General features: G+C 46.7%; 7 protein-coding genes. 1 reads left to right on the forward strand and 6 read right to left on the reverse strand.

What is annotated here, in order from left to right; all coding sequences use genetic code 11:
* Positions 1-45: 45 nt before the first annotated feature.
* Entirely contained in the window at positions 46-477 is a 432-nt protein-coding gene (locus AB4Z08_RS00955) for a VOC family protein (protein ID WP_441571887.1), read from the forward strand.
* On the opposite strand, the gene AB4Z08_RS00960 is transcribed toward AB4Z08_RS00955, so the two are convergent.
* The 6 genes from AB4Z08_RS00960 to AB4Z08_RS00985 form a co-directional block, all read right to left on the reverse strand.
* Positions 478-3,687, reverse strand: a complete 3,210-nt coding sequence (locus AB4Z08_RS00960; RefSeq protein ID WP_441571888.1) for a PAS domain S-box protein — start codon at positions 3,685-3,687, stop codon at positions 478-480.
* A gap of 83 nt (positions 3,688-3,770) precedes the next feature.
* On the reverse strand, positions 3,771-5,186 hold the full coding sequence (locus AB4Z08_RS00965) for a cation-efflux pump (protein WP_441571889.1): 1,416 nt from the start codon (positions 5,184-5,186) through the stop codon (positions 3,771-3,773).
* Between the two features lie 78 nt (positions 5,187-5,264).
* Positions 5,265-6,407, reverse strand: coding sequence for an efflux RND transporter periplasmic adaptor subunit (locus AB4Z08_RS00970; RefSeq protein WP_441571890.1), 1,143 nt, complete (start codon positions 6,405-6,407; stop codon positions 5,265-5,267).
* An 18-nt stretch (positions 6,408-6,425) separates the two neighbouring features.
* Positions 6,426-10,793 carry a CusA/CzcA family heavy metal efflux RND transporter gene (locus AB4Z08_RS00975; protein ID WP_441571891.1) on the reverse strand — a complete coding sequence of 1,456 codons (4,368 nt, stop codon included), beginning with the start codon at positions 10,791-10,793 and terminating at the stop codon, positions 6,426-6,428.
* Positions 10,794-10,880: 87 nt separating this feature from the next.
* Positions 10,881-11,261: a hypothetical protein gene (locus tag AB4Z08_RS00980; RefSeq protein WP_441571892.1), complete on the reverse strand. Its 381-nt coding sequence runs from the start codon at positions 11,259-11,261 to the stop codon at positions 10,881-10,883.
* Positions 11,262-11,464: 203 nt separating this feature from the next.
* Complete coding sequence (locus tag AB4Z08_RS00985) at positions 11,465-12,814, reverse strand: hypothetical protein (protein ID WP_441571893.1); 1,350 nt, start codon at positions 12,812-12,814, stop codon at positions 11,465-11,467.
* Positions 12,815-12,907: the final 93 nt, after the last annotated feature.

The following is a 12,907-nucleotide window of genomic DNA, read 5'->3' on the forward strand; positions in this document are numbered from 1 at the left end:
ACTTTTGTATCAAGCAATAAATTTTAACCTTAAAAAAACAGCAACATGGCACATCCACACACTTTACGCGGCATTGCAACAATTAGTCTTTTCGCCGCCGATCACGAATCAGCAAAGAAATGGTATAGCGAGCTGTTAGGCATCGCCCCTTATTTTGAATTACCCGGATATGCAGAATTCCGTATTGGTGATTATGAACATGAGCTGGGCCTGATTGATAGCAGCTATGCCCCTAAAGGAGCTACCCTCGGTGGCCCTGGCGGTGCCATTGTATACTGGCATGTGGAAGATGTAGCTGGTACCCTGGCTAAACTATTGTCTATGGGCGCCACCGAACTGGAAGGTGTTACTGAACGCGGCCATGATTTTGTAACCGCCTCTGTAGTGGATCCATTTGGTAATATACTGGGGGTGATGTTTAACCCACATTACCTGGATATCCTGGCCGCACGTACGAAAGCGCAAGCGGAGAAATAACTACTCCGCCGTTTGTTCATAGGGAAGTATTACTTTAAATACCGCGCCTTCATCCAGTACCGCAATGGCATCAATACTGCCATGATGATTCATCACAATTTTCTTACACAGTGCCAGGCCAATACCGGTACCTGAGTAATCATCCTTGCTGTGCAGGCGCTGAAATATTTTAAAGATTTTTTCCGCATGCTCCTGCTTGAATCCGATACCGTTGTCTTTAAAAGTAATCAGGCAGTATCGTTTCCCAGTCACCAGTTCGGGGTATGCGGAAATTTCTGTTTCGTTTGCCGGTGTGGCGTTAACAGTAATATGCGGCGGCACTCCTGCCCTGCTAAACTTCAGCGAGTTACTCACCAGGTTGGAAAACAACTGATTCAGCTGCACGGAAATCCCTTCTATGACCGGTAGCGGGTCATGGGTAATCACGGCAGACTTTTCTTCTATCAGTAATTCAAAATCGCTGCGGATATTATCAAATACTTTTTCCAGGTCTACCGCTTCGAAAAGCTCCCTGGAAGCGGACAGCTTGGAGAAATTCAATACATCGTGAATCAGCCGTGCCATGCGTGCTGCAGACACTTCTATCTTATCGATCAATCTTTTTGAATGTTGATCAGGATCGGAAATCATACCTGCAAAAGTGCGCACTTTACGTAACGGCTCCTGCAAATCATGTGAGGCGATATAAGCAAATTGTTCCAGCTCCTGGTTGGTCTGACGCAACTGATGATTGGCCGTTGCCAATTCATGTGTACGCGCTGCCACCTCTCGTTCCAGCTGCTGCGAAAATTCCATCATGGTTTGTTCTGCATCGCGAAATCCCTGGATGTTTACAGCCGTACCAATAAAGCCCAGGAATACCTGCTTTTCTATTTTGGGTACGCCCTTAAACAAAAACCAATTATACTTCCCGGTAGCCCCTTCGCGGATTCTGCATTCCACACTAAAAGGCTCGGGATGTTTTTTCTGTTGCTCATAAATAGCAGCCACAGTAGGGATATCGTCCGGATGGGTCACTTCGTTCCAGATATTTGACAAGCGCAGTTGCTGAATATCGACACCTACATATTTCAGCAATTCCTTATTGGCATATTGCATATAGGCGTCCGTGTTAGTGATCCACACAAACATAGGCGCTTCTTCTGTCAGCTGACGAAACAGCACTTCACTTTCCCGGATGGTTTCCTGTGCCTGTTTCATAGCATGGATATCTGTGGCGGTACCAAACCACTGCACCACATCTCCGTTAATATTTCTTTCTGCAATTGCCCTGCTGAGGTGCCAGCGATAGTCCCCGTTCTTCATCAGTACCCGATGCTCCATAGAATAAGGCGCAACGCCTTCCACCGCATTACGCCAGGCAACGGCGGTTGCTTCCTGGTCGTCCGGATGCAGCAACATTTCCCATTGATAGCCATTTTCTGAAGCAGAAATTAGTTTGTATTCCTTCAATCTTGAATTGTAATAAATCACCTTACCCTCCGTATCGGCTATCCATACCAGTTGTGGCATGGCATCTGCCAGCAGTTCAAAGCGTTTGTTACTTTCTTCCAGGGCATCTACACGTTGCTTCTGATCCGTGATATCGAGTGCGGCGCCGAGCAGGCGTACCGGTTTCCCATCTTCAAAATATACCCTGCCTTTTACCCGCACCCAGTGAATACGTTTATCCCGATGGATCACTCTCACCTCGTACAAGAGCTCACCGGATTTCATAGCCGCTTCATAGGCGGCTGTCCTGATGGGCAGGTCTTCCCAATACACGGAATAAATGTAATCATCGTGCGTAGGATCTTCCACCACACCAAATATTTCATTCATCCGCGGAGAGCCAATAACGGTATTGGTTTTCAGGTTCACATCATAGCTACCCAACTCAGATACATCCATCGCCAGGCGGGAGCGTTCTTCCGCATCTTCTATTTTAAGACGCGGTTCCGTCAGATTACTCACATCATACGCCACAGCAATAATGCCAATGACACTGCCATCGGCGCCACGCAGCGGTTCCCATACGAAGTTGAGATAGAACCGTTGTAAGTCGCCATGCCGGGGTAAATACACGACCCGTTCGGTGGCGATATAATGTTCTCCACTCTCATATACATTTTGCAGCAACTCTTCCAGGCCCTGCTTACGAATTTCCGGCAACCCTTCAAATATGGGCTTTCCAAGTACTTCTTCCGGGGTTTTACCCCAGAGTTCAATCATGTGCCTGTTCGCAATTTCCACAACGAAGGTGGGGCCTTTAAAGACGCACATGGCCACTGGCGCATTTAATACCAGCGTACGGAAATTGCTTTCACTCTCCTTCAGCGCCTGCTGTGCAATCACTTCTTTGGTAATATCCTGCAGCGTGCCATTAAAACGAAACGCTTCTCCGTTGTCATGAAAAAAAGCTTTCCCCATAGCCCGCACAATTCTGGGCTTTTGCGTTTGTGGATGTATGATATGATAGGTGATATCGTAATCTCCGCCGGAAGCGGGGTCCAAAGCATGTTGTATGGCAGCGGTAACGGTGGGCCGGTCTTCCTCCGCTATCACCGACATGGCCAGCTCCAGCGGAATTTCTGCATGGTCAGGTAGTCCAAACCATTCCTTCAGGCGGCTGTTACCACGAAATTTATTGGTGACAGGGTCCAGGTCCCAGGCGCCCAGTCCTCCCGCATCCATGGCAAACTGTAACTGGTTCTTTGTTTCTTCAAGAGTGATCAGCTGATTTACCTTTTCGGTGGTTTCATTACAGATCACCAGCACGCCGGCGATCTCTCCGTATTCATCACAAACCGGGCTGTAACTATAGGTCCAGTATACATCTTCCAGCTGCCCGTTCCTGTAAATAGGAATGAGCCGGTCTTCATTCCAGGTAGAACCACCACCAGACAACACCTGCTGAATCTGCGGCCCTATTACCTCCCAGATCTCTGCCCATATCTCCTGAGCCGGTTGCCCCAGCGCTCCGGGATGTTTTCCGTTATTTCCCAAACTGGGGCGGTACGCATCATTATAAAAACAGGTAAGTTCAGCTCCCCACCATAAGAACATGGGGAAACGGGAATTTAATATAATACTAAGGGTGGTACGTAAACTCTGCGGCCATGTCTCCGGATGACCCAGACAGGTATTTTCCCAGGGGTAGGTTCGGGTTAAAGCGCCCATTTCTCCTCCACCTGCCAGAAATTGCAATCCCGATTTATTTACAGTATCCATATTCCAGCTAAATGTAAATAAAAACGCTGATTTATAAACCAGCGCTACCGTAAAAGCTTTATCTGCCGCCTCTCAGCGGGGCATTACGCAATGGGTTCCGGATCAATATGTACGCGGATAATATCTGTAATTTCCAGTTTTAATGCCCGTTCCAGATCATACATGATAGTATGGGTATGGGCCAGTGAAGTATGGCCCGGTAAGAAGATGATCAGTGTTACCACCAATCCTTCATTCGTTAGCAACACCTCATCTATTTTCACGTTGGGCCAGGCATCTAAATTCGCCAATGCCTGTCTTACTTTCTCAAAGGCGTCCGCCTGGCGGGTAGCCACTCTTGGCATTTCATTTCTTGGCTCAATATGCACCGTTACTTTTACAGGTAATGGAAACTCCTGTATCAGCGCTGTTTCCAGCAACTCCGATTTGGTATGTGCTTCCTGTAGGGTGAGGTCATCAGCTACTTCCAGGTCCAGCTCTATCCTCATTTCATCACCTACCTGGTAAAGATTCAAATTATGGATACGGAGGTCCAGCCGTGCAGCTACCGACCTTACCGTAATGCTGTATGGCTCATCAGTGGTATGAATAGGTTCCGCATGTACAATCACTACTGCGGTACCGTTGAGCTCTTCTTTGATGGCATGTTCAATAGTTTCTGTGAGTTCATGTGCTTTTTCAAAAGTCAGACTTCTCAGTGTACCCACCACGGCCTCCACGTATGGTTTGTTACCCACAAAGCGGGTCCTGATGGTTACCGCACCGGGCACCACGCCGGGTATCTTTTCTACCAGCTCCTGTAACCGGGGCATCAGGTCTTCCGGCACATCATCCATCAGTGAACGGATAGCTTCCGAACCGATGCTCCATACCGACTTAAATGCGATGCCCACTACACCCAGTGCCGCAAACGCATCGGCACGTTCCACCAGCCACACGGGCAAGGGCAGATACTTAGCCAAAAAGATGATTACTAAACCTACCAGTACCGACGCCGATCCCAGCATATCATTTCCAAAATGCTCGGCATCAGATGCGAGTGCCTGGCTTTGATAGTGCCGGGCAGCTTTTTTCAACGTTCTCACCCGCATAAAATCCACCACAATACTGATGATGATAATAGAGAATGACCAGATACCGACCTCCGGTGCACCGGGCTCCCAAAAAATTTTCACTACCGCATGATAGCCGATAATCAGCGCGGTAGCGCCTAATAATGTCATCCCTGCCAATGCGCCCAATGACTCAGCCCTCTCATGGCCGTAGGGATGGTTGGCATCCGGTGGAAGGGCCGCTACACGCACAGCCACAAATGTGACCAACGTAGATAAAAGATCCAGCAGGGAATGTATACCTTCTGCGATCAGGCCAAGACTGCCCGTTAATATGCCAGCTATGAATTTAACAACCGCGAGGCCTCCGCTGGCAATAATTGAGATAGTAGTAATCTTACTTTTGCTTTGTACGTTACCTGCTTCCGGTACTACTATATTTGCCATAGTGCTGATTAAAAAAACGAATGTATGTATCAATAGCCTGGCATACCAAAAAGATACGCCAGGCGGATTATCTTCTTCTTATCCTTCCTCTCCTCCGTTCTTCATCTTCATCAACAACGTATATGCATTCCTGGTAACCACTTCTTTATTACCAATATTACTTTTTATTTCTGTAAAGCCACCGTTACTGGTACCTGTTTCTACCGGGGTCATTATAAATTTATCATTTCCTGCTGATACAAAAATATAATGTTTATTCTCCCATTTCACTACGGCATCATCCGGCACCGCTGTCACGTTGGCGTTTTGCAACTCAATTTCGGCATTCATGAACATACCTGGCAATAAACGCCTGTCATATTTTTCAAAGTGGCAATGTACTTCACCCGAGCGGTTTTCATCCACATTCCTGGTGATAAGATGAATGGTGGCAGTATACTGTTCTCCGGCTTTGCTGTTGGTATAACACTTTACCCGCTGACCAGGCGCCAGACTACCTAAATCTTTTTCAAATACCGTCAGGCTCAGGTGCAGATCTGCCGGGTTGATCAGCTCAAACAATACGTCTGTTGGATTTACATATTTACCTGTGTTGACATTTACTTTAGTCACGTATCCGCTGATAGGAGCATAGATAGCAATGCTCCGGGTGATGGCATCTTCCGTTAGTTTATCTGTGTTAATATTAATCAATTGCAGCTTTTGTTTCAACGCACTTACCATAATTTTCTGGCTTTCAAATTCACTTCTTACCTGCTGAAAAACCTTATCACTATTTGCTTTCGATTCATTCAGTTCTTTCTGCCGGTTAAAATCTGCTTCCAGGTAACGCAGTTTACTTTTTGCCATCAGGTAATCCTGTTGCAGCTGTATGTATTGCGGATCTTCCAGCACTGCCAGCAGTTGTCCTTTGGCCACCTGCATACCTGGCAACAGCTGCATGCTTTTTAAATAGCCTCCCAACGGCATACTTACGGACACAATATTCTGGGGTGGTACATCTACCACGCCATTTACCCGCATAATGGTATGCATGTCTCTGTTGGTGGCAGGCTTTATTTCTATGCCCGCTGTTTTTATCTGCTCCGGGGTCAGTTGTACCTCATTGCTCACCGGGGGCGTTACTTCTTTGCCTGGTGTGGTTTTCTGCTCCGGCTTATTTTCTTTGCAGGCCAATAAAAAAATGCCCAGGCTATATATGATGAAGGTTATCTTTTTCATGCTATTGAATTTAATATTTTAATGAAGCGCACTTAATTTTTCTATGGTGAAGACGGCATTATTCAATTCTTCTACCACCGTAAAATAGTTGCCCCGTATTTCCAGGGCCTGGTTGATGAGCATCACCCATTCCAGGTAACCTATTTCACCGGCAGCCATCCGTTTATTGGCGCCGGCAATAATCAGGGAGGCATTATTTAATAAAATAGTATGGGTACCGAAAAGTTGCAAGCGGTTGGCATACACATATTCCGCATTCGTCAATTCCGACTGGAGTTGTTGCCGCGTAGCATCCAGCTCCTGTTGCTGTTGCTGTATAAAAATACCGGAAGCACGGATACGCGAACGTTGTGCACTGCCAAACAAAGGAATGCCAATACCTGCACTCACCGATGAAAAACGATCACCACCACCAAAATACTTTTCTTCACTTCCGATGCGCTGATAACCGATGATGCTGGTATTATTATACCCCAGGTTCAGCGTGGGCAGCAGGCGGCTTTTCTCCAGTTTATTTTCCTGCATACTCCGTTCCAGTAATTGCTGCTTCATGGCGATAACCGGCGCACGGTCAACAGCAGCAGCATCCGGCATTTCGTCTATATGGAAACGGTAAACAGGATCTGACTCCGCAGGTATGATGGCTTCGGAAGTATTCAACAACACCTTTAACTGGTTATGCAATATGGCCTCATCTGTTTGTAGTACACTTAATTGATTAGAGATCTGTAACCGCTGATTTTCCGTGGTAGATTTCTCCAGTGCATCTACATCTCCTGCTTTAAATCTTAAATTGGCTTTCTCCAGGAATGCCCGGTATATACTATCGGCTTCCAGGAGTAACTGCTTCTTTTGTTTGAATACCAATAAAGCATAGTATGTCTGCCGCACCAATGCTTTCAGTTCATATTCCTGTTGACGGGTATTGATTTTACTCAACACAATATTCATATTGTTGATACTCCGCTGATGTTTATACACCGTTGGAAATTGTATACCCTGGGAGATAGTAAACCTGTTATCGTTGGCCACACTGTTCAGTTTACCGTATTCTATCCCTACATTGGTTTTATCCATATCCAGGTTGCTTTTTTTCAGCGACTGGTAATATTGCTCCCCCAGTTTGGCAGACTGCATATGGAGATTATTTTTCAATGCCAGGTCCACGGCTTCCTGTACCGTTAACCGTTGTTGTGCATGACTGGTGGCAGGCATCGCAAAGATCAGCAATACTAATCCGGCCACCACTGTTTTACCGGGTTTAAAATATTTAAATCCTTTTTCAAAGAGGATATAAAATACCGGCAATACAAATAATGTAAGCATGGTTGAAATAATTAGACCTCCAATCACTACGGTAGCCAATGGTTTTTGTACTTCTGCACCTGCACCGTTACTCACCGCCATAGGAATAAAGCCCAGCGAGGGTACGAGTGCCGTCATCAGTACTGCACGCAATTTTGATTTGGTACCGTGAATCACCACTCTTTTCACATCGTGCCAGCCTTCTTTTTTCAGGCGGTTAAATTCCGATACGAGCAGGATACCATTCAACACTGCTACGCCAAACAGGGCAATGAATCCAACACCAGCGGAAATACTGAAGGGCATGTCTCTGATCCACAGTGCCAGGATGCCGCCAATAGCGGACAATGGGATGGCGGTATAAATCAGAAGTCCCTGCTTAACAGAATTGAAAGCGAAGTATAACAGCATAAAAATCATCAGCAGCGCAATAGGTACCACCAGCGATAATCGTTCTTTGGCAGCGGTGAGATTTTCAAACGCGCCTCCGTATACGATGTAATAGGCAGGAGGCAATTTCAGCTGTGCGGCTACCTTCTGCTGTAGTTCTGTTACGATCGTCTGCACATCTCTGCCGGTCACGTTGAAGCCTACGATAATCCTTCTGCGGGTATCTTCGCGTTGTATCTGGTTGGGCCCTTCTATTTCTTCTACAGTGGCTACCTGGTCCAGCGGCACCTGTATGCCCTGACGGGTAGATATCAACAGGTGTTGTACATCGGCTAAATCCCGGCGGGATTCATCTGYCAGTCGTACCACCATATCGAAACGTTTTTCACCCTCATACACCAGCCCGGTGGTTTGCCCGGCGAATGCGGTATTTACCACACGGTTAATATCACTCACATTCAGGCCGTATTTGGCCATGGCGTCGCGGTTATAGTTGATCACCACCTGCGGCATACCGGTAACGGTTTCCACATAGAGATTGATGGCACCATCCACTGTTTTAATGATCTCTCCCAGCTTATTGGCATATAGTGCCAGTGAGTCAAGATCTTCTCCGAATATTTTACAAACCACATCCTGGCGGGCGCCGGTCATCAGTTCATTGAAGCGCATTTGTACAGGAAACTGAAAGCCTACACTTACACCCGGCACCACGGCCAGTTCCTTGCTCATCTTTTCCGATAACTCATCAAAGGTGCGTGCAGAGGTCCATTCTTTTTTATCTTTCAAAATCACCATCATATCGCTGGCTTCCAGTGGCATCGGGTCTGTGGGTATTTCCGCACTGCCTATTTTGGTGACCACTTTTTCTACTTCCGGAAATTTCTTCAACAAAATAGCGGCAGTTTGCTGGGTAGCGTGGATAGTGGTATTCAGGTTGCTTCCTGTAAGCAGACGGGTTTCTACTGCAAAATCACCTTCTTCCAGTTCAGGAATAAACTCGCCTCCCATCCGACCCAGTATCACTGTGGCGATGGCAAACAATATCAATGTACCGGCGATAATGGCTTTCGGGAATTTCATCATCCCTGTTAACGCCGGCTGATAGCGCCTTTCCAGCCATGCCATCATACGGTCTGCCAGTGAAGGTTTATGACTGATCTTTTTGCTCAGGAAGAGTGCACTCATCATAGGCACATAGGTAATAGACAGCAGGAAAGCGCCCAGGATGGCAAAGGCCACGGTGAAGGCCATGGGTTTAAACATCTTTCCTTCAATGCCCTGTAATGATAGAATCGGGATGTATACAATCAGTATAATGATCTGGCTGAATACGGCGGATTTAATCATGGTACCGGTAGATGCATTTACTTCCGCATCCATGGTGGCCTGATCTACTGCTCCCAGCTTTCTGAAATGTTTGGAATGGGTAAAGCGATGTAAGATGGCTTCTACCACAATCACGGTGCCATCTACAATCAGCCCGAAGTCGATAGCTCCCAGGCTCATCAGGTTCCCTCCCACGCCGAATTTGTTCATCAGGATAATGGCAAACAACATCGACAGCGGGATAACGGAAGAAACAATTAATCCGGCACGCACATTACCCAGGAAAAACACCAGTACAAATACTACTATCAATGCACCTTCTACCAGGTTTGTTTCCACTGTTTTAATGGCGTTGTTCACCATTTTTGTGCGGTCCAGGAAAGGTTCAATGACCACGCCTTCCGGCAGGGATTTCTGAATAATGGCAACTTTTTCTTTCACTCTTTTTATTACGGCGGAAGAGTTTTCTCCTTTCAGCATCATCACTACTGCGCCGGCCACTTCTCCTTTGTCGTTGAAACACATAGCGCCATAGCGGGTGGCAGCGCCCAGTTGCACAGTGGCTACATCGCGTATGAGCACTGGCATACCATTGTCCAGTGTTTTCACCACTATTTTTTCGATATCATCTATTCCTTTGGTGAGGCCTTCACTGCGGATATATAAAACGGTAGGGCCTTTTTCGATATAGGCGCCACCGGTGTTCTGGTTATTTTTCTCCAGGGCATCAAATACATCCGCAATAGAAATATTGTTGGCTTTGAGTTGCCCGGGCTTCACCGCAATTTCATATTGTTTGAGCTGCCCGCCAAAGCTGCTCACATCGGCTACTCCCGGGGTTCCCAGCAGCTGCCGGCGTACTACCCAGTCCTGCAGGGTACGTAGTTCCATAGGCCCGTATTTGCCTTCATAACCGGGCAGCGGGCGTACCACGTATTGATAAATTTCTCCCAGCCCGGTGGTTACCGGTGCCATTACAGGGGATCCTACGCCGGAAGGAATTTCCTGCTGCACCTGTTGCAGTCGTTCACTGATCTGCTGCCGCGCCCAGTAAACATCCGTTTCGTCCGTAAAAACGATGGTAACCAGCGATAGTCCAAAGCGGGAAAAACTCCGGATCTGTTTCAGACCGGGAATGTTACTACAGGATTGTTCTATGGGAAAGGTAATGAGTCGTTCTACATCCGGCGCTCCCAGTGAGGGAGATACGGTAATTACCTGTACCTGGTTATCTGTAATGTCCGGTACCGCATCAATGGGCAGCCGGGTGACCTCTAAAGTTCCCCAGCCAATCAGTGCCAATACAAATAGCCCTATAACCAGCTTATTCTTTACAGAAAAGCTAATGATCTTATTTAGCATGTCCTTTTTCGTTAATTCAAATAGAAATAAAATGCGCACATCCACCCGTCAATGACAGGTGGCGCTCAAATAATAACCCTAAAAGGCTTATGCTTTGGGAGGACGGAAAGGGGACGTGAGCGCTGGTTCAGGCAGATAATTATCTTTCAGCGCCGGGTAATGAATAGTTATTTCATGATAGGTCTGCTGTTTCACAGCCATCACTTTGGCGAGGGGAATAAAGGAATGATGCAGTGTATGAATATCCACTGTTTTGTAGGGCAATTGCATATCCCGTTCGTCATCATTATCGTTGTCATCCTGTCCCCAGTAGTGCATACATAAAAATCCCATCACACTCAGCTCACTGTTTCGTGCATGGTGCTCCTGGTAGTGCACTACGAGTGCGGGCAATTTGAGCAGCTGGTCGAAAGCAGTATGATGAAGTATAAAAATGAGAAATAATATGTAGACTCCTCTTTTTTTCACAGGGGGCAAAGATAAATATTCTGTCTACAAGGGCCGATTATTTTTGATGAATGAAAGGAAAGTTTCACCCGGATAGTGAAGATCAATGTCAACTACCGGTTTGGACGTATGAGCGGCAAAGAAATAGAAAATAAAAGAATTGAGTCCATGGAGCGGAAACAATAAAACAGGCAGCTTACCGGCAGGACTGTACGAAAAAGGGGCTACAGACGAATGACCTTATCCCCTTTTATAAAGCGGGTATCTTTTATCGCACCCGTGCCATTAAACCGGTATTGAAGTCCTACTATGTCGGTGGCCGCATGCGGGAAAGTAAGTGCGTATGCGGTTTGTCCATTCACTATAAACTGCATATGCTTATCTTTTGCTTCCACCTTCAGTGTCACCCACTGATCGAGGTCGCAGCCGAATTTAGAAAGATCAGCATCTTTGCTCTGCGCAACTGCACCTGCGGCATATAACGCAAGATCACCTACACAGCCTTTGGCACATAAAGGAATAATGATCACATCATTCTTACAAAGGATCAGTATTTCTACCCGCTGACAGGCAGCAGTACCCTGGTGAAAATCACTTTTCAATGTAGTTTCAAAAATGAACTGATCGTTTTTGATATCACCCAGATGCTGTACGTTAAAAAAGCGCAATGGCGGTGGCACCGGTTGTAACGCGATGTGGTATTGAGACAGGAGGTTTTCATCCACAGTAACTTCTCCATTCTTTTCCACCTCTTCCTTCTTAAAATATAACGGTACCGCCTTTTCGTTTTCTATCATGGCCAGCCAGCCATTGGAGTCAATCAACAGGTCGTGCTCTTTTACAATTTGTTTACCTACTATCAGCTTTGCTCTGAAATAACCGGGCGCATAATATATAGCGGAATACGTTTTCTCCTGCCGGGCCACAGCAACCTTTCGGCTAATATCCCACGACTGCGCAATGAATACCGAGTCGGTGGCGGCAGTGGCCTCATAATTAAAGATGACAGAGTTGGGGACGCCGGTCATCCTGATTTTATTACTGCTAAATGAATACGCTGCAGGGTTGACGGGAAATCCGGGTTTACCATTTGAGATCAATAACAGATAGATGACTGCTGCCAGTGGCAGTAGCCCCAATAACCAGTAAGCCCACTTCCTGGAAGGTTTTGTGTGGTGAATCCCCCCTTCGGGAGATAATGTTGGCGTTGATCCCGCGTGCCACTGAGGTATTGGTATCGTTGTTTCTGTTTGCGCAGTCATATCCTGTCGGAATGCCGTTGCGTCCCCATGCTCCAGCGGCACCTGCTTTTTGAAGTCCCGCCAATCACTATACCCGGCAAATTGTGCGAGTGTATTCAACGTGGTGACAGTAGGAATATTGGTGTATTTCAGTTTTCCCCAAAGCCGTTTCAAGGTGGTAATGCTCAACGTTACCCCGGTGGCATCGGCGATAGCTACACTTAATTTTTCGAAATCATAGCTCGTCCATTCGCTGCTTGCGCCCCAGTTTAACCGGGTTTCCACCAGCGTCAGACACTTTCTTATATAATTTATTTCAAAACTGTTATTCATTACCTGTTAGTGTATTGTCAACTTGCACCAACTTGCACAAACTTGACGGCCCCTTGAATAGCCTTTAAAATAGTGATCATTCATCTTTGCCGG

It is taken from the genome of Chitinophaga sp. RAB17 (assembly GCF_052114225.1).
Lineage (GTDB): Bacteria > Bacteroidota > Bacteroidia > Chitinophagales > Chitinophagaceae > Chitinophaga.

Excerpts from the sequence above, each read along its gene's own strand:
- AB4Z08_RS00955 (WP_441571887.1), top strand. The coding sequence starts at position 46 with ATGGCACATCCACACACTTTACGCGGCATTGCAACAATTAGTCTTTTC.
- AB4Z08_RS00960 (WP_441571888.1), bottom strand. The coding sequence starts at position 3,687 with ATGGATACTGTAAATAAATCGGGATTGCAATTTCTGGCAGGTGGAGGA.
- AB4Z08_RS00965 (WP_441571889.1), bottom strand. The coding sequence starts at position 5,186 with ATGGCAAATATAGTAGTACCGGAAGCAGGTAACGTACAAAGCAAAAGT.
- AB4Z08_RS00970 (WP_441571890.1), bottom strand. The coding sequence starts at position 6,407 with ATGAAAAAGATAACCTTCATCATATATAGCCTGGGCATTTTTTTATTG.
- AB4Z08_RS00985 (WP_441571893.1), bottom strand. The coding sequence starts at position 12,814 with ATGAATAACAGTTTTGAAATAAATTATATAAGAAAGTGTCTGACGCTG.